A 17,598-nucleotide genomic window follows, 5' to 3' on the forward strand; every position below is an offset into this window, starting at 1 on the left:
GACAGCCATGGAACGGGTAGCGGGTAACAGGCAAACAGGTAACAGATTACAGGCGAACGGAGCAGTAAAGCTCCCGCTACAGATCTATACCGCTACTCCAACGGTGACGTCCAAGGCCCTGGCGAGGTAACGGCAACCGGGCACATCGGGGTGTATCTTCCCCCGAATCCTCTCGCCCCGAGCCATTAAGTGTCTGACGAAGAAGCCAACCCGATACCCGACCTCGAGCGCGCCGTCGCTGAAACTCCCGACGACGCAACGGCGCTCGTCGCTCTCGCGAATGCGTACTGGCTGACCGGTCGTGGTCCCGAGGCGGTAGGAGAACTGGCATCGCGCGCGATTGCGGCCGATCCGGAGAACCGGGCCGGGTGGCATCTGTGGGCGCTGACGGAATCAAACCCGCGGCAGCGTGTCATACGCTGGCAGCAGGTCTCCGAGAGATTCCCCGCCGATGACCTGGCACTCGCGAACGTCGCCGACAACGCCGCCGCGCTCGCAGGCGCCGAGCATGACTATGATGCCCTCGACCTGGCGATCACGACGTATGAACAGTTGCTGTTGACTGCCGAGCGCCGGGAACAGCGCGAGGCGCTGGACACGGCGATCAGAAATTTGAAGGGGTGGCATTTCTGAGTTTAATAGCCGCCTGATACCCCCGCCCGACGTAGCTTAGTGTTTACCGATTTAATTCGCGGGCTGCAGGACTGCACCGCCTGAGCCGATCGCCAACCGAGGTCTTTCTCCCGGAAAGGAAAAGTTCGCTCGCGCTTTGAAACAGTATTCGCCTGCGGCGAGCGAATCGCCGAGGATAGTGTAAGTCAGTACAGCTGACTCCAGAATCACGGATTTTCCGGGCTGGACTGTCGTTAGTATCGAGATACCATCGCAATCCCTCACGGGGGATTTGGCCTCGTCCCACGCTGGCCGGCCGCTGAATGCATAGCGCCGGCGCGCCAGCAGTTGGATTGGACAACCGCCGCGATCGAATTCAATCGCGGTCGCGCGACGATTGGTGACGCGTAAGCGGGTCGCCAACGAAGTTGTGAAGGGCGTTTGTGGCGATCCTGCCGCGCTGTTACTGCGCAGCGTTGTGCTCGCTTCGAGAACGATGCCGTCCTTTTCCTCGGCTGCCGCACCGCACTCATTACGGCAGCCCATCGCAATCAAAACTATAGCGCCAAGCGCCGCCCTGCGGTGGAAGCGCTTTGATGCTAAAATCCAGAGATTTGCCAAGGATAAAAGCCAAGCTCGTCTTTGATATCGTAGAAGTTGCTAAACGTCATCCTGCTGTTAGTAAAACCTCGAGCAAGCCCTATCAGCGTGACTTGCGACCCACCATTCCAGTAAAAGACAGGGGAACCACTATCCCCCGGCGCCATGCCGTTACTTGACCTGTACTGGCACAACAACATGTAGTCGCTAGAGCCACCCGTTGTGAGAGTGTCGAAGCAAGATTCTTCGAGTAGGCCGTATGTCCATCCGCTAGTCGCCCCAATCTTGTCGATTCGATAACCCTCAAGAATATAGTAGTCATCTGTGACAGTAAACTGTGGGTTCTCGAAGTCAATAACGAGGGACCCATACGTTGGATCGTAATAATTCGTTCGTGCGATTGATGCCCCAGCCCATGGGATTCCAGTGTCGTAACTGACCAACGCCGCATCGCTGTAGCGACATCGTGCACCCAATGGGCACCCCGCAGTAGCTTGAAGAAACGGAGGGTCAGAAATTTCGACGCCAATTTTCGTGTAAGTGCCTATGCTTGGTTGGAAGAAGCGCGTGGCTTCTGCTCCCCCGAATGTCCGTGTGCAATGGGAGTTCGTGACAAATCCGGGATAGTAGACGCTCCCAGCGGTAAAACGGACGTTAAAGCCCAACGTGCAGTTCCCATACCCTTCGCGCTCAATCTGAATTCCGCCCTTTTTTTGGTCGAAGTTGCCGTCCAAGCTCACCGCATCTAGTACCGCGTCTTGTTCCGGTGCTTCAACCAACGTTATCACGGTGGCATTACCCGTCGCCCTTGCCAATGGGTACTGGCTCACCGGTCGTGGTCCCGAGGCGGTAGGGGATCTGGCGTCGCGCGCAATTGCCGCCGACCCGGAGAATCGCGCTGGCTGGCATTTGTGGGCGTTAACCGAATCCAATCCGCGGCAGCGCGTCATGCGGTGGCAGCAGGTTTCTGAGCGATTTCCTGCCGACGATCTCGCGCGTGCAAACGTCGCCGACAACGCCGCCGCGCTTGCAGGAGCTGAGCACGATTACGATGCCCTCGACCTGGCGATCGCGACGTACGAGCAGTTGTTGGCGACCGCCGAGCACCGGGAACAGCGCGACGCGCTGGACACGGCGATCAGGAATCTGAAGGGGTGGAAATTCTGAGTCAGCAGCCGCGTTGATACGCTGACTGAGCTCTCTCAGTTTCGAACTTTGAACTACTGGGCCGCCGCGGGGGGCTTAGCAACCGCACCCGGATTCCCATCCGACACGTACCGCGTCCCATTCTTGTCGAGCCGGTCGAGCGTCTTCTCCAGCTCCGTCGCAAAAACCTCGATCCGGTTGATGCTGAGCGGGTTGAACTTCGGATCGTACGGACTTTCGGTGGGCCCGCCCGAAACTTCCAGAATTGCGTCGAAATTGTACCGCGTCACCTTACCTGATTTTGGATCCGTCCACGATCCCTGCTTCGCCAGCGCGCGATTCTTCGGCCATACGCCGAGCGGAAGCGCAAAAGTGCGAACCTTGTAGCCCGGCACGGCTGAGTCGATCGCAAGGACTCCGCGGGCGATCTGCTCCTGGACTACGGCGTCGGAATATTTCGAGAGATTAGCATGCCAGAGAGTATGATCGCAGAGCTCGAAGCCGTTGTCGGCGAGGAACTTGACCTTCTGAAAGCGCCACTCGCTCTTCTGGCCCTCGATGCCCTTGTCGCCGAAAAACGACCGGCCAGCGGCGGCGCCCGACAGCATGCAGAACACAGCTCCGTTGTCCCAGTCCGGCTTGGTCTTCTTGAAGTTCATCCAGATGCCGATGCCGCTTCCCGGGTCGATATCGAGCTTGCCATTCCTCTCGATATACTTGAACTGGCCCGGCGAGGCGTCATCAAAAACGAACACTACGGGCGACAGACCCCTGGGCAGATTTATTTTCCGGTCCAATACCTGCGCAATGGTAACCGGGCGGTAGCCGCGCGCGTAGATAAGTTCAAGGTCGCGGCGGAAGTGGCTGCGTTCGCGGGCATAACGGCCATCGGCGTCGCCAATCAGGTGATACTCGACGACGGGAATTCGTCCCAGCTCGTTTGGCACCCGGTTGGCGTCGGCAGGTGACAAATTCGCTGGAGCGGGAGTGACGCCGGCTGCTTCACCGTTGGCATCCGCTGGCGTTGCTGGTGTATCACCGGCTGCCGCGACTCTGCCGGTGTCGTTCGAAGAAGGTGCTGGAGTGTCACCGCCGCCAGCCTGGCAGGCGGTAAGAGAAACGCACGCGAGCAGCGTGGCGATCGATATACGATTTAACATAGACTGATCATGCAGTGGAAGATTAATAGCCGGCGGGATGGAATAATAAAGGCTGCACTCGCAATAAGCATTCTCGGCGTGATTGTCGGGGATGCGTGGCTTGCGACATGCGGGTTCGACCGATGTCCCAGCCCTCGCGAGATACAGCGTTACCGGCCTGATGAAGGCGGCCGGATTTTCGACCGAAACAACAGGCTGATGGGACGGCTGGCAATCGTTCGCCGGGTGAACGTTCCCATTTCACAGGTTCCGGCGCACGTCCGGCAGGCATTCATTGCAACTGAAGACCGGCGGTTTTACAAGCATGGCGGTCTGGACTGGAAAGGTGTGGTGCGTGCAACCGGCCGTAACATTCGCGCAATGGGAGTGCGTGAAGGCTTCAGCACCATCACGATGCAGGCCGCCCGCAACAGTTTCGTCGTGCGCAGATACAAGAACCGCTCGATGGCGCAGAAGCTCATCGAGATGCGCGTTGCGAAGCTGATGGAAAAGTCTCTCGAGAAAAGCGAGATTCTCGAGCTGTATCTCAACGCCATCTACATGGGCAACGGCGTGTACGGAATCGAGGCCGCAAGCCGCGATCTGTTCGGAAAGAGCGTCACCCGGGTGACGCTGGCGGAGGGCGCGATGCTCGCCGCGCTCCCGAAAGGTCCGTCGACTTATACGCCGCGCCGCAATCCGCGCAAAGCCCTCGCCCGCCGCAATCTCGTATTGTCACTGATGGTACAGGAAGGCTACGTGTCTCGCAGCCGGTTCAAGGGCCTTGCGGCGACCAGACTGCGAATCGCAAAAAATGAATGGCGTCCGGACACCCGGTCTGATTCCTACGCGCTGGACGCAGTGCGGGCGATCACCGATTCAATGCTCGAACGCGGTGAGGAGGATGTCGCTGACGTCACAGTTTACACGACGCTCGACAACAGGGCGCAGATAGCGGCCAACAGAGCGGTTACCCGGCGCGCCTCGGCGATTCAAACCGAGTCGCGTGGATGGTGGAACGGCAAGGCGCACTCGATTCAGGGCGCCATGATTGCAATCGACCCGCGCACCGGTGACATACGGGCCATGGTCGGCGGCCGTCGCTATGAGCGCGGCAATTACAACCGCGCGCTGCAGGCGAAGCGCCAGCCGGGGTCGGCATTCAAGCCTTTCGTTTACGCCGCGGCGCTCTCGGCCGGCTACACGCCCGCGTCCGACGTGCGGGATGAGCCAGTGGAAGTGGTGCAGGGACGAAAAGTATGGGCTCCCTCGAATTTCAACGATGAATATCTGGGACTCATCACGTTTCGCAGGGCCCTCATGCGTTCATCGAACGCCGCAGCGGTGCGGGTGAGCCAGCAGGTCGGCTTGCAGCGTATCATCGACGGTGCCCACCGCATGGGGATCCAGAGCAATATCCCGTCGGTGCCGGCTATTGCACTGGGCGCTCTCGATGTTACACCCATCGAACTCGTCCGTGCGTATGCACCATTTGCCAACGGCGGTTACAAGGTTACCCCGCGGCTCATCAAGCGCATCGAGACTCGTGACGGAACCGTGTTATGGAGCAATGAGACCGTTGAACCCCAGCGGGTCATGGATCCCGAGGACGCATACCAGCTCACGTCGATGCTGCGCGCCGTTGTCGACAACGGCACCGGTCGTCCGGTTCGCGACAAAGGCGCAAAGGGGATGATTGCCGGGAAAACCGGCACCACCAACAATGGCACCGACGTCTGGTTCGTTGGTTACACCCCCAACCTCGTCGCCGCGTTCTGGTTCGGGTATGACGATCCGCATTCGATCAGCCGGGATGCATCCGGTGGACGGTTGGCGTCTCCGGCGTGGGCAGAGTTCTACGTGCAGGGATGGAAAGAGCCCGTTGCTTCGGGCTCGTGGTCGCCGCCCTCCGGATTGAGTGAGGCCATCACGATCGATCCGACGACCGGCTGGGTCGCGAATGAGTTCTGCCCGGCCCGGAAGGTGGAGTACTTCAAGCGCGGCACTGGTCCCCGCACGGAATGCATGGAGCATGGTTCCCCGGAACCATCCTATGAGCCGGGCTGGGAGGATTCCACTTCCTGGCCGGGCCGGAGAGACAAGGAATTCGAGAAGGAAGCGGAGGATCTCGGGAAAAAGCTCGGGAAAGTGTTCGGTAAGATCTTCAAATTCTAGGATTAGCCCCGCCCAGCAGGGCCTCGGAGAATTTTCGGACATTTTCGAGTCCCTTTCCATAGTCGATGACCGTGAGCGACCGGACTGGCCGCGTCGCGACACGCACAGAAGATCGCCTGTCATCAATGCGTGCGACGATGATCTCGATTCTCTCACCAAAAGACTTCCACGTCATTCGCGTTGATGCTGCAATTCGGATCTGCTCGGTGCCGGCAATCACGATAGATCGCGCCTGCAACACACTCAACGCTCTCACGGCGGCATCGCGCGCCGACGAGACATCTCCTTCGTAGGTGATTTCCGCCGATTGCCGGGGTGCCGGTATTTTCCTGAATCCTGCCGCGCGTGCCCACACGTAGAGAGCGCCGCCCAGTGCCACGGCCATCGTCACGCCAGAGCTCAGACCCGCTGTGATTGCGGTGAGCCAGACGGAGCCGTCGATCCCCGAGGCCAATGCGCCCGACACCAGCCCCGAAACAAGGCCACTAATAAGAAAGATTCCGATTACAAACTGCCAGATCGGTCGTTCATGCACTTAGCACCTCGTTGGTCTGCGGTAAATACGGTCTGTTGCCAGCGCGATGGCCTCGGCCGCACTCGCCAGCCGTTCGCCTCGGATCCCGGATACGCACGCCACCCGGGCGCCCATTTCTTCCAGCCGATCGACGAAGCGTCGCTGAACCAGGGCGCGCGCCGCAGGCTGATCGCGAATTCCGTCCGCCTCCCAGGGGAGATCGACGTCCGCGAGGAGGTATAAATCTCCCATGCGCTCGCGCGCCGCGACCATTATCCACCGCGGACAGGCGCCATAGTAATGCTCCGCGTACACAGTGGTGCTCACCAGATCGGTATCGAGCACCAGTACGCCATGGGCCTGTTGTTCAGCGGCATCTTCGGCCATGATCTGCCCGCGTGCAATTGTCTCGATTGTCGCGACGCTCAACAGGTTACCGCTCGTCTCGGCATAGATGCGCGAGTATTCGGGAACCCACACTGTCCTCAACAGGCTGGCAATTTCTCCGGCGAGCGTCGTTTTGCCGGTGCTCTCGGATCCAGTTACGACTATGCGGGGAACGCGCCCGGTCTTTATCACGCCGCCGGGACGACTTCCCGGTCACTCACTCGCGTAAGCAGAGTGGATTTCCACCGCCGGTATCCCGTGATGGCAAGCACGAAGAAGACAGCATAAAGCCCCGCGGTGAGATAAAGCTCCTTGTAGATGAACATGCCGACGTAAACGACATCCACTGCCGCCCATATCGCCCAGTTCTCGAGAATCTTGCGCGTCATCATGAATTGTGCGACGAGACTCGTTGCCGTCGTGGCGGAGTCTAGCCAGGGAAGCGCGGCGTCTGTAAAGCGGGAGAGAATTATCCCGAGGACGACGGCGAACACGACCGCGGCGAGGGCAGCCAGAGCCAGAAACTTCGCCGGGGCGCGGCTCACATGGAGCTCAGTCCGGTTCTTTCCTCCGTGTTTCCACTCATACCATCCGTACAAGGAAAGCACGAGATACACGCCCTGAAGTCCCATGTCTGCATAAAGCTTCGCCCCGTAAAACACGAGCGAGTAAAGCGTGACGTTCACGATTGCCGTCGGCCAGCTCCAGATGTTCTCGCGGGTACTGAGGTATACTGAGATTATCCCGAAAAAGACGGCGGAGACTTCGAGCAGATCAGCCTCCGGCTCGCCGCAAAATCGCGAGCCGCTCCCGCACCTTCGCGACTTTTGGCTGGAGCTCCGGATCAGCGTTTTTCCAGAGATCAGCGAATGCCGAGTAGTAGAGTGTTGCCCTGCTCGCGTCGCCTTTGGCATCGTACAGCTCGCCCAGGCGCCGATAGACGTGAGCAATGGAAAACTCGTCCTGAAAGGAGAACGGACTCGGCGAAGCAAGGTAGCCCTCGTAATAGGCGATGGCGGAATCGGGCATGCCCGCCGCATCGAACGCCCGGGCAAACGCCTCGCGGGAGCAGCCAACACAGGCGTCACGCGGACCGTCAGGTCGGCGGTCTCCGATCCGGAATTCTGTGATCGCATCCCTGGGCCGCCCCTCTGCAAGCGCGATCTCAGCGAGAGCGGCGTGATGCATCGGCTCGTTCCTCCTGCGATAGGCGGTATCGGTAGCCGGCGAATTGAACTCAGCCAGAACGGCCCGGGCACGATCGGGACGACGCGCCATCGCGTAGACCGTCGCGAAATCGAGATAGCGACGATCCCTGAGCGGGACAGACCGGAAGCTGGTTCTTGCGAGGGCCGCATCCAGCATCTGCGCCGCATGGGCATGGCGGTCGCGGTGACGAACGGCTACCGACGCGCTGTCGAGCGGCCAGGTGAAAGGCTTCCGCGGATCGCCACGAGCTTCGTCCATCATCAACCCCTCCTCGTTGAAGCGGAAACCGTCGCTCACGCGGCCGCGAATGTAGGCGATGTCGCGCAGGATGTAGATGGCGATGGCACGATTCCCGGCATCGGAATCGTTGGTCCTGAGCCATTGCGCGCGGCGTTCCAGCGAATCGAACTGGCGGCGCGCGACCAGCCCCATGATTTCCAGCCCGCGAATGCCCGCATTTTCCGGAAAGTGACGTCTGGCCATCGCGGCCGTTGAATCCGCGGCGGCAAATTTCCGCTGTCTTACCTGGGCGTCGAACATGTTGACGAACAAGCTCGCTCGGGCGGTTCCGCTCGTCAGCGGCCTCCGGAGCAGCGCTTCGGCCCGGGCGAATTCGCGCCGCTCGATAAGGTGAATCGCGAGGTTGTTGGTCGCGGCAACGTTCATCGAGTCGATCTCGAGCAGTGCTTCGTATGCCTCGACGCTCCGCTTCCGGTCAGCACCTGGGCCGGAGAAAAAATAGCTGCCAGTAGTCAGGTATCTCTCGACATCGGTCATCCGGGACCGGTGCCTGTAAGCAGCCTCGAGGGCCGACTCACGGCTCGCTGGCGATATGCCGGAGTTTCCGAGAGCGACGCCGAGTTTCCGGTACGCCATTCCGAATGCGGTGTCGATGGCGACGGCCTCGCGGAATGCCGCGATGGCCTTCGGCATGTCGCCCTCGATGTCGAAGGCGCGCATCCCCTCGGCGTACTTGCGCAGCGCTTCGAGGGATGGCGTCGTCACCTGCTCGAGCGGAGGATTGGCCCGGACTTTCTTGAGAGATTCACCGATCTTCCCGCGCAGGTCACCTGACAGCTTGTCGAGAGTTGGGAGCAGCTCGCTTGGGCCGTCGATGGTCTCGCGGAATGACGCCAGGGCGTCGCCGGTTCTGGCATCAACCAGCCTCACCGCCACGACGTATCCTCCGGCGAGCGGTGTCACGCTTCCATCCACGATACCCTTGATGCCTTCACGCTCCGCGATCTCACGTGCGACTGCGAGATCGACGAGCGAGTTCCGGTTGCGCTGCATTCGCGTGAGCGCGTCGGCAACGGCGCTGGGAGGTACGACGGTAACGACCGAAGATTGCCCGAGATCGGCACGAATGGCTTCGGTGACGACCGCGCTTAGCGATGAATCCGCGCCGGCTGCGCGGAAATCGGTGACGAGAAGCCGATCGCGTTCCGCGAGCCTGCCCGATGCGAGGAGCGAACCAACCGGCCCGATGCCCATCGCGCGCATCGTCATGAACACTGTGACGAGGACGGCGAACGCGGCGAGGGCAAACGCGCCGCCGGTGAAGGTGCGGCGCCAGCTGACCCAGGGGCTCGCCTTGACGGCGATGCGTGTCATCGTCGACTGCCGCGTGGGTGAGCCGCGTGGTGTGACCGTTGCCTCGGTGAGCGCGCGATGGGTGCCGCGATGCACGAACGCGGTGAACAATATTACCGGCAGGCCCAGCGCCATCACGACAAGGGCTCCGGGGAATACCCAGTCGGGTAGCCCGAGCGAGATGATTGCTGCGCGCGTGACGATAGCAACTCCGATGACCGCTGCCGCATAAGTCGCGAGAACAGTCGCGATCCGGCGCTGGCCGCCGATGAGAATCGCCGGCATTGCGGGATGCCCGCCGCCGCTGGTAACGGTCTCAAGCACCCTCACGAGCTCGATGGCCGTCTGAGGCCGTAGCTCCGGATCTTTCTCGAGGCTGCGCATCACCAGATCCGCCAGCAGCGGAGGCACGTCGGCTCGAATCGACTCGATGGGCTCGGGGCGCTCACCCATGTGCGCGGCGAGGAGCTTCTGCGGAGTGCGCCCGTGAAATGGCGCACGTCCCGTGAGCATTTCGTATGACATCACCCCGAACGCGTAGATGTCTGCGCGATGATCCGTGTCCGGATCGGCTGCGGCCTGCTCGGGCGCCATGTACGCAGGTGTGCCGAGTGATGTGCCGACCTGGGTCAGGGTACCGCCGGGGCCTTGAATCTTGGAAGCGGACAATGCCTTGGCGACACCAAAGTCAGTGACGACCGCAGACCCGCCGCTGAGGAGGACGTTGTCGGGCTTGATGTCGCGGTGAACTACTCCCTTGTCGTGCGCGTAGGCGAGCGCCTTCGCGACGTCGCGCATGATTCCGATCGTGTCCGTAATTGGGAGCGGCCTGCCCTTGATGAGGCGCTCGCGCAGGGAGTGACCGTCCACGAACGGCATCGTGAAGTATGGGATCCCATTGATCTCGCCGGCCGCATGCACGGGAACGATATGCGGGTGCTGCAGTCGCGCAGCGAGGCCGATCTCACGCTTGAAGCGCTCAACGCTCAGCCCTTCCGTCATCTCGGGCGGGAGGACCTTGATGACCACCTTCCGGCCGAACGCCGATTCGGTGGCAGCGAAAACTCGAGACATTCCGCCCCCACCGAGCTCGCGCTCGATTTCATAGGTTGTTGCGAGGGCGGCCTGGAGCTGGTCCCGGAGGGGGTTCGTCACGGTTCCAAGTTAGGACTGAATCAGCCTTTGGGTAATTGCCTGAACCCCATAGCCACTGCATGAGCACGTGCAGGCTCTGATTCTTCCGATACGCGCTACATTAGAGTCGGATTTCCATCAAACGTGAACACACCCGACTTCCGCGACCGCCTCCAGGCCACACTCGGTTCCGCATATACGCTCGCGCGCAGAAGCTCCAGTTGATCGGCAAGCAATCGCTTTGTCTCGAATTCATCCAGGGCCTTCTCGTAATGAATTCCAGTCCATCGAGCGCACCGGCTGTAATCGACAGGCTAAAGCAGCTTTCGCTGGCGGGGCCCAATGATTTCTTCTGGGATCCTCTGCACCTCGAGCTTGCGCGCCTGTACGAGCAGCGAGGCGATGCCGCAAAAGCTCTAGATGTTCTCCGGCGCCGCAGGTACAGCTGGTCCGATGCCGACCCATTGTTGACGACTTACCTGCGCGAAGAGGGCAGGCTCGCTGCCAAACTGGGCGATCGCGGAGGAGCAACGCGTGCGCTTCGTCATTTTCTGGTTCTGCGGGAGGGCGCTGATGAAGCATTGCGGCCTCAATCAGACAGCGCGCGTGCGTGGCTTGCGTCGGTGGAGAGTCGGAGCTCCCGTCATTCTCATCCTCGGGGAATGACAGCCACTGCGTTTTAAGACCAAATTATATCACCGCTAATAACCACTTTTTGCCGCCCGTATCATGATGAGAGCCTCAACGGCGCGCTCCATACTCGACGCCATCGGCAACACTCCGATTGTGGAGCTGTCACGTGTGGTTCCTCCGGGGTCTGCGAGAATTCTTGCGAAGATCGAATGGTTGAATCCCACCGGCAGCATGAAAGACCGGATGGCACTTTCGATAATCGAAGCCGCCGCTGCCGGCGGACGACTGGCTCCGGATGGAACCGTGGTCGAATACACTGCCGGTACGACGGGCATCTCGCTGGCGCTCGTATGCGCCGCGCTCCGCTACAGGCTGGAGATAGTGACATCCGACGCCTTCAGCGAGGAAAAGCGAAGAATGATGCGCGCCCTGGGCGCAACCGTAACTGAAGTTCAGAGCGATAACCTTCGTATCACCGAGAGCCTGATCAAGGAAATGATCGAGACATCACGCGTGATCAGCGAGCGGCCGGGTCACTGGTGGTCGGACCAGCTCAACAATCATGATGCGTTGGCTGCATATCACTCCCTTGGTGAAGAGATATGGACGCAGACTGACGGACGGGTGGACGCATTCGTCCAGGCGGTGAGCACGGCGCACTCCATCCATGGTACCGCGGAAGCATTGCGGCAACATAGGTCAGATCTGCATGTGACGGCGGTCGAGCCCGCGGAATCGGCGGTGCTGTCGGGCGGCCCCAGCGGCGCGCACAAGATAGAGGGAATCGGCATCGGTTTCATTCCCCCGCTATGGAAACCCGATGAAGTCGACGAGATCATTCCCGTCACGACGAGCGACGCGAAGGAAATGACGCGGCGACTGGCTCGGGAGGAGGGACTGTTTGCCGGAACGTCGTCTGGCGCAAACGTTGTTGCGGCGCTTCAGGTTGCGAAGCGGCTCGGTCCGGATGCGACGGTGGTCACGGTCATGATCGATTCAGGACTCCGATACATGAGCACCGATCTCTATGCGGCGCCGGCGTAGCTGTTCGATCAGGGATGTTCGTAGAATCCGGTCACCTCACTCCTGATGGGATCGAAACGAACGGACGCATGTTCGGCCGCACCCTCGCAACAGCTTTTTCTATAGCAGCGCTCGGCGCGTCGACGCGTTGCATCATTGTCGCGGCTGATGGTCTCATTGCACGCCTCGGTCGTAGGAGCATCGATCGTCAGACACTGTGGCCCTCAACGCCGGTAGACGTCACGCCGATCTCCTATTCGAATAACTGTGACTACCAGATCGCGGTCAAGAATTTCGTAAAGGATCCGAAAGTGTCCTTGCCGAATGCGATACTTGTCGTCGCCGCTCAGCTTCTCGACTCCGAATGGGCGCGGCTCACCGGAGAGTCCGCGGATGCGCTCGATGATGCGACGACGATCTTTTTCGGGAATCGCCGCGAGCTCTTTCGCTGCGCTCTTTGTGATGAGGACGTTATAGAGTGCCACGCCGCTTCATGTCGCGGACCAGGTCCTCGAACGACATTCGTGGCTCTTTGGCACGGTCGCGAAAGCTCTTCAGGTCTTCTGCGTCTTCAGCTAATGAATGGCGTACCGCAGTGTTGACCAGATCAGATATGCTCGTGTCGGTTTCCGCAGCTTTCACCCGAAGGGCCTTGTGAAGCGGTTCCTCCAGATAGATCGTCGACCGTTTTGTTAGGGGCATGCTTAGAAATTTAACGTTATGACGTTATAGCGTGTACGGTCTACGCAATACATGTAAGCAATCCAGCAGCAACCAAGAGCCTGTAAAAGGATTCGAATTCCCCGATGCCGCTGACAGCGCTTGACCTTTCAAGCACCAAACATCCATATTGCATCCATTACGCATCCACTGGAGAACAGTCATGGCAACGCTGACCATCAAGAATCTTCCGGCTCCGCTCTACGAGCGGCTGAAGGCTCGCGCTGCTGAGAATCGGCGGAGCATTAACAGCGAAGCGATCCTGGCGGTAGAGCGGGCGGTGGCCGGCTTCGGCGCGCCGGAGCCGGAAGAGGTTGTGGCCGCCTTGCGGCGCGCGCGCCTGCGTCTCGATCGAGTCTTTCTGAGGGATGAGGCTCTGACAGCAGGACGGAATTCCGGACGCGCGTGATCGTCGCCGATGCAAATCTCATTGCCTACCTGATTCTTCCGGGCGAACGGACTGAACAGGCGGAAGCGATTCTGCTCGAGGATGCGGTTTGGGTGGTTCCGTTGCTGTGTGTGAGCGAGCTCCGGAGCGTGCTGAACCGGTACATTCGGAGTGGAGATCTGACGCTGAAGCAGGCGGCTGCGGCGATGGAGCGGGCGGCCGGGCTCATCGGCGGACGGGAAGCGCCGGTGGATTCGCGCGAGGTTCTCGAGCTTGCCCAGCGGTCGGGGTGTTCAACCTATGACTGCGAGTATGTGGCGCTCGCCAATGCTTTGGGTGTGAGGCTGGTGACTTCTGACAAAGCGGTGCTGAAAGCATTCGCGAGTGTCGCAGTGTCTCCGGAAGCTTTCGCGAACTAAATCTCTTGCAAAAGGCCAGGCGGATCAGCCATCAGGTTGACGCGGCCGCCCCTGCTTTGTCAGATGCAATCAAGCGGCACGTGGTCAGGTCTCGCCGGTTTTACATCGAAAGAGCCCAATCGCAGCCTCAGGAGTTCTGCGTAGTCTTTCGGTGCGAGCGAAGTACCTCCGTTCCGCCGGTTCGAACCTGCGTTCCATCTTCCGCCGAAGGCCGAATCAAACTTTCGAATGTCGAGATCGTGCAGGCTCGATCCTTCGGGTGCCGCCAGACCCAGCCAGATTTTGGAATCCCATATCGAGAGACCGTCGCGCCTGGTATTCATCAGAATGACCTGAGCATCCGGGAGAAGCGCGGGGAAGAGCTCACCGTCGAGCTTCTCCGTGAGGGTCGCGAATGCGATACCACTCAACATGGTGAAGTCGCCGCGTGCAACTGCTTCCTGCGCAGCACTCCGCTTCCGTTGTCGCTGTGCGATTGCATTCTGTGCCCTTTCGTCGAGGGCATCTTCGCCGCGTTCGAGGTATCGCCGCACGAGATCATGAGAGTAGCGGAGATAGCTGGAGCCCCTTTCTTCAAGCGCGAACTGCGGATCAACTCGCAGGTTTTCGCTTCGTATATTGTCGAGCTCCTGAAGCATATCGGCAATGACATTCGCCTCGCCGGTATGGTCGGCAGCGATGGCGGCCACGCCAAGCCGAGGGTCGGGCGGTAACTCTCGGGAGACAATTCCGCTGCTCAGCACGCTGTCGCAATCGGTATGGCTGACGATGACGACAGAATCATCTGGCTCTTCGCCACATTTCGACAGACGTTCGAGAGCGAGATTGGTGCTCGAGATCCTGCGTCTCATCGCAGAGGTCGGGGCGTGGTGGTCGATATTCACGACGCGACCGAAGCTGTATCCACCCGTAACCGGTTCGGCATGTTCAGCGCCCGAGATGTAGAAATCACAGGCAAGCACCCGCTCGGCGCCTTTCGCCTGCTGCTCGATCCACTCGCTGGTGAATGGGTCCTGATGTTCCAGGATCATGATCGGAAGCTTCGTTCGGCGAGTCATGATATTCCTGTCGGAAGCGTGTTCACGAAACCATCCATGAGAGGATGCGTTTCGATTCTGTCGAGAATAACGTCGGCATCGATCCGTGTATCAGGATCCCGTCGCAGTCCTGAACCGGACGCGGGCTCACCCCAGGCGGCAACCCTCTGGATCGGAACTTCGTGCGGGCGCGAGCAAAGGCGCAACAGGACATATCGCTCTACGCGTCTTAGTTGTGGAAGGAACACGTTTTCCATTGGCTCGCCCGAAAGAATGGATGCGAACAATTTCGAGTCATTTCCGTCAGGATACTGTTCCGCCCATGACGTGATGCGCTTCCGTTTATAGGCTGCGTCACCGATCGCCGCAATGTAGAGTGTCAGCAGATAAACGTTGAAGAAGTGCCATTTCTCCAGGTTCACATCCATGAAAGGCTCGAGATCCCGGCAGTTCACGAGATGGATTACCGGAGCCAGCGTTCGCGCGACGTATCTGCGAAGCGATGAGTTGTGATGTGAGGAATTGCCAAGGCCGTGCTCCAGCCACTCCTTGTCCCGGGTGAGGGCAAACAGGCCGGCGCGGAGATGCAGCGTGTTGTGCCAGCCATAGTGGAGATAGTCTCCCCGTCCCTCGGCGCTTTTGACGAAGCGTGCAATCTCGACCGCGAGATCCTGTGGAAACACCTCCGGTGCGAACGTCATTGTCCACCCGAGAAAGGATGTGCGCAGGTCGTCGTGCGCGCTGTCCTCTCCGGCAGCGTCGAAGTTCTCCTGGTAAGCGTTGAAGTCGTCGTACAGGAGGTCCGCGACGCGGGCGTTCTCGATTTCGAGATCGTTCAGGATACGCTGGTGTTGAGTCATGGTCGGGATGGGCTGAATGGTGCCCGCGTGCTTCGCAACCGTATTGTAAGAAGGAGGTCTGACAATCGTGCTCGCCAGCATGAGTTTTGGGCGGGCCTCAACGACCTACAACCAGCATTGGTTCCCGGGACCGCGACGACAGAAGCGGCAAACTGAACATCGTAGCGAGTGGTCAGCGGCTATCGGTGGTTTCTTTTCCCAGCCCTTGACCTGCGTCAATTATGTTACCATTTTGGTAACATCCTAGAATGAACGTAATCACTCAGACACGGCTCCGCGAATTCGCCAGGCGTCACCCCGCTGCTGATTTGCCTCTCCGTGTTTGGGAACGTATGATGCGGGCAAGAAAGTACAAGAACCCTCATGAGCTCAAAGCGGATTTCCCGTCGATCGATTTCCTTGGAGACGGGAGAGTCGTCTTCGACATTGGGGGCAACAAGTTTCGCCTCGTCGCGAAGATTCTATACAAGCGCGGTTGGGTGCTCGTTCGTCACGTTCTCACGCACAAGGACTACGACAAGAAAACGAAGAATGGAACGCTGTAGGAGTATTGGGCTGGTGTAGCGACTTCGGGCTGTAACTCAACGACTGGAATTACCGACAATGACAATGACAACAACTGTGCGATCCACTCGGAAGGTGGCAGCGCGCCCCATCGACAAGCCGATTCGCTCGAGCGCTGCGCTTCGTCAGGCAATCGCAGAGCTGGATATGCTCATCGATCAGGATCCTGAGGACGGAACTGCGGCGTACGATCGCATGGAGCTCCTCTCCATTCTCATCGCAGCTTACGAAGCCGAGCATCTCCCCCCGCTCGCCGACGTCACTCCACAGGAGGTCGTCAGGTTCATGGCTGAACAGAAGAATGTTTCGCCTGGAGAACTCGCAACCCTGATGGGAGGACGTAGTCGGCTGTCCGATTTCTACAATCACCGACGTCCTCTCTCGATGGGGCAGATCGTCAACCTGCGCGAGAAGCTCGGCATTCCCGCTGATCTACTGATCTCGCAACCCGCCAAGGCGCGCAAGCAACAGCGGGCTCTCGTCGGCACGCATTAATCGGCATAAAGCCTCTAGCCACTGCGCTGAATTCGCCGCGGCCATTCACGGAAACCCTTCAGGAATCGCGAGCATTGCTGCGCGGCGAGACGGTGAATTCTCGCCGCCGCGCTTCTCCATGACACGATTGAGGATCAAGACATCAAACCGGAAGAAATCGGTACTCGAAGCGCTCAGAATCCCGCCGTCCAACCAACTTGAAGCGCTGAAGGGGGATAGGAAGCGGCAGTACAGCATCCGCATCAACAAGCAGTACAGGGTCTGCTTTCGCTGGACGGGTGCCGATGCGGAAGATGTAGAAATTGTGGACTACCACTAAGCGGTCGTAATCCGCTGCGGCAGATAGCAGGATCGGGTTTTACAGTGGTTTTTCGGGCTTCAACATAGTGGAGAGTTACAAAAATGGTTCGCATTCCAACACACAGGGCGCCCACGCACCCGGGGGAGATGCTGCTCAAGGAATTCCTCGAGCCCATGAAGATTTCACAGAGCGCTTTGGCGGAGGGAATCGGCGTCACCTTCGCACGGGTAAATGAACTCGTGAACGGGAAGCGCGGCATCACCCCTGAAACTGCACTTCGTCTCGAGCGTTTCCTCGGAATGGAAGCACAGTTCTGGATGAATCTGCAGCTCCGGTGGGATCTATATCACGCAGCTCACTCTGCGAAAGCGAAGGAGATCGCGAAGATCCGAAGGCATGCGGCGGTAACAGCCTCGGAGCCAGCAGGCCCGAAGCACTTGGTTCCGCCTTAGCCGGGTGCCGACAGCTAAACGGCCGTGAGCCGGAAGGATTTGTTCCTCTACTAATCCCTACCAGAGTGCCTGCCTCGACAGAGTGGCGGATCGGTGGGGCATAACTAATCCTTCCGGCTGCGGGCCGTTTGGCCATCGGCGTCCGGCCGGGCCGGAAAAACCGCCGCGGGCACTACAGCCGTCGGCTGGTTTTGTGC

General features: G+C 59.6%; 21 protein-coding genes. 11 read left to right on the forward strand and 10 right to left on the reverse strand.

The window, feature by feature from the left end:
• Window positions 1-189 precede the first annotated feature (189 nt).
• Complete coding sequence (locus WKF55_04605) at window positions 190-633, forward strand: hypothetical protein (protein ID MEJ7758854.1); 444 nt, start codon at window positions 190-192, stop codon at window positions 631-633.
• A gap of 578 nt (window positions 634-1,211) precedes the next feature.
• Here the strand turns inward: WKF55_04605 and WKF55_04610 are convergent.
• On the reverse strand, window positions 1,212-2,000 hold the full coding sequence (locus tag WKF55_04610) for a hypothetical protein (protein MEJ7758855.1): 789 nt from the start codon (window positions 1,998-2,000) through the stop codon (window positions 1,212-1,214).
• A gap of 1 nt (window position 2,001) precedes the next feature.
• Between WKF55_04610 and WKF55_04615 the strand changes: the two genes are divergently transcribed.
• Window positions 2,002-2,379, forward strand: a complete 378-nt coding sequence (locus WKF55_04615; protein MEJ7758856.1) for a hypothetical protein — start codon at window positions 2,002-2,004, stop codon at window positions 2,377-2,379.
• A 53-nt stretch (window positions 2,380-2,432) separates the two neighbouring features.
• Here WKF55_04615 and WKF55_04620 read toward each other — a convergent pair whose 3' ends face one another.
• Window positions 2,433-3,518 (reverse strand): polysaccharide deacetylase family protein, encoded by a 1,086-nt coding sequence (locus WKF55_04620; protein ID MEJ7758857.1) that lies wholly within the window; start codon window positions 3,516-3,518, stop codon window positions 2,433-2,435.
• 9 nt (window positions 3,519-3,527) lie between these two features.
• Here WKF55_04620 and WKF55_04625 point away from each other — a divergent pair, with 9 nt between their 5' ends.
• Window positions 3,528-5,672, forward strand: coding sequence for a PBP1A family penicillin-binding protein (locus WKF55_04625; protein ID MEJ7758858.1), 2,145 nt, complete (start codon window positions 3,528-3,530; stop codon window positions 5,670-5,672).
• Here WKF55_04625 and WKF55_04630 read toward each other — a convergent pair.
• Genes WKF55_04630 through WKF55_04645 form a run of 4 tightly spaced genes read right to left on the reverse strand, consistent with a single transcriptional unit; the run spans window position 5,662 to window position 10,530 of the window.
• Window positions 5,662-6,207 (reverse strand): hypothetical protein, encoded by a 546-nt coding sequence (locus WKF55_04630; GenBank protein MEJ7758859.1) that lies wholly within the window; start codon window positions 6,205-6,207, stop codon window positions 5,662-5,664. The genes WKF55_04625 and WKF55_04630 overlap by 11 nt on opposite strands.
• On the reverse strand, window positions 6,208-6,765 hold the full coding sequence (locus tag WKF55_04635; protein ID MEJ7758860.1) for an ATP-binding protein: 558 nt from the start codon (window positions 6,763-6,765) through the stop codon (window positions 6,208-6,210).
• Window positions 6,762-7,439, reverse strand: coding sequence for a nicotinamide riboside transporter PnuC (gene pnuC / locus WKF55_04640; GenBank protein ID MEJ7758861.1), 678 nt, complete (start codon window positions 7,437-7,439; stop codon window positions 6,762-6,764). Before pnuC ends, WKF55_04635 begins: the two co-directional genes overlap by 4 nt.
• Window positions 7,348-10,530: a serine/threonine-protein kinase gene (locus WKF55_04645; GenBank protein ID MEJ7758862.1), complete on the reverse strand. Its 3,183-nt coding sequence runs from the start codon at window positions 10,528-10,530 to the stop codon at window positions 7,348-7,350. The genes pnuC and WKF55_04645 overlap by 92 nt, the downstream gene beginning before the upstream one ends.
• 251 nt (window positions 10,531-10,781) lie before the next feature.
• Here WKF55_04645 and WKF55_04650 point away from each other — a divergent pair, with 251 nt between their 5' ends.
• On the forward strand, window positions 10,782-11,192 hold the full coding sequence (locus WKF55_04650; GenBank protein MEJ7758863.1) for a hypothetical protein: 411 nt from the start codon (window positions 10,782-10,784) through the stop codon (window positions 11,190-11,192).
• Between the two features lie 46 nt (window positions 11,193-11,238).
• Complete coding sequence (locus WKF55_04655) at window positions 11,239-12,186, forward strand: cysteine synthase family protein (GenBank protein ID MEJ7758864.1); 948 nt, start codon at window positions 11,239-11,241, stop codon at window positions 12,184-12,186.
• A 203-nt stretch (window positions 12,187-12,389) separates the two neighbouring features.
• Here WKF55_04655 and WKF55_04660 read toward each other — a convergent pair whose 3' ends face one another.
• Together WKF55_04660 and WKF55_04665 are read right to left on the reverse strand one after the other, a co-directional pair.
• Window positions 12,390-12,650 carry a type II toxin-antitoxin system RelE/ParE family toxin gene (locus WKF55_04660; protein MEJ7758865.1) on the reverse strand — a complete coding sequence of 87 codons (261 nt, stop codon included), beginning with the start codon at window positions 12,648-12,650 and terminating at the stop codon, window positions 12,390-12,392.
• Window positions 12,637-12,867 carry a hypothetical protein gene (locus tag WKF55_04665; protein MEJ7758866.1) on the reverse strand — a complete coding sequence of 77 codons (231 nt, stop codon included), beginning with the start codon at window positions 12,865-12,867 and terminating at the stop codon, window positions 12,637-12,639. Before WKF55_04665 ends, WKF55_04660 begins: the two co-directional genes overlap by 14 nt.
• A gap of 181 nt (window positions 12,868-13,048) precedes the next feature.
• On the opposite strand from WKF55_04665, the gene WKF55_04670 reads away from it, so the two are divergent.
• Entirely contained in the window at window positions 13,049-13,294 is a 246-nt protein-coding gene (locus WKF55_04670) for an Arc family DNA-binding protein (protein ID MEJ7758867.1), read from the forward strand.
• Window positions 13,291-13,692, forward strand: a complete 402-nt coding sequence (locus WKF55_04675) for a type II toxin-antitoxin system VapC family toxin (GenBank protein MEJ7758868.1) — start codon at window positions 13,291-13,293, stop codon at window positions 13,690-13,692. Before WKF55_04670 ends, WKF55_04675 begins: the two co-directional genes overlap by 4 nt.
• Window positions 13,693-13,751: 59 nt before the next feature.
• Here the strand turns inward: WKF55_04675 and WKF55_04680 are convergent, their stop codons facing one another.
• Entirely contained in the window at window positions 13,752-14,750 is a 999-nt protein-coding gene (locus WKF55_04680; GenBank protein MEJ7758869.1) for a hypothetical protein, read from the reverse strand.
• Window positions 14,747-15,589, reverse strand: a complete 843-nt coding sequence (locus WKF55_04685; GenBank protein ID MEJ7758870.1) for a hypothetical protein — start codon at window positions 15,587-15,589, stop codon at window positions 14,747-14,749. Before WKF55_04685 ends, WKF55_04680 begins: the two co-directional genes overlap by 4 nt.
• 248 nt (window positions 15,590-15,837) lie before the next feature.
• On the opposite strand from WKF55_04685, the gene WKF55_04690 reads away from it, so the two are divergent.
• The 4 genes from WKF55_04690 (at window position 15,838) to WKF55_04705 (ending at window position 17,401) form a co-directional block, all read left to right on the forward strand.
• Window positions 15,838-16,134, forward strand: a complete 297-nt coding sequence (locus WKF55_04690) for a type II toxin-antitoxin system HigB family toxin (protein MEJ7758871.1) — start codon at window positions 15,838-15,840, stop codon at window positions 16,132-16,134.
• 58 nt (window positions 16,135-16,192) lie between these two features.
• Window positions 16,193-16,648, forward strand: coding sequence for a hypothetical protein (locus WKF55_04695; GenBank protein ID MEJ7758872.1), 456 nt, complete (start codon window positions 16,193-16,195; stop codon window positions 16,646-16,648).
• Window positions 16,649-16,766: 118 nt separating this feature from the next.
• Window positions 16,767-16,967, forward strand: a complete 201-nt coding sequence (locus tag WKF55_04700) for a type II toxin-antitoxin system RelE/ParE family toxin (protein MEJ7758873.1) — start codon at window positions 16,767-16,769, stop codon at window positions 16,965-16,967.
• An 83-nt stretch (window positions 16,968-17,050) separates the two neighbouring features.
• Window positions 17,051-17,401 carry a HigA family addiction module antitoxin gene (locus tag WKF55_04705; protein MEJ7758874.1) on the forward strand — a complete coding sequence of 117 codons (351 nt, stop codon included), beginning with the start codon at window positions 17,051-17,053 and terminating at the stop codon, window positions 17,399-17,401.
• Window positions 17,402-17,598: the final 197 nt, after the last annotated feature.

The organism is Gemmatimonadaceae bacterium (assembly GCA_037721215.1).
Lineage (GTDB): Bacteria > Gemmatimonadota > Gemmatimonadetes > Gemmatimonadales > Gemmatimonadaceae > UBA4720.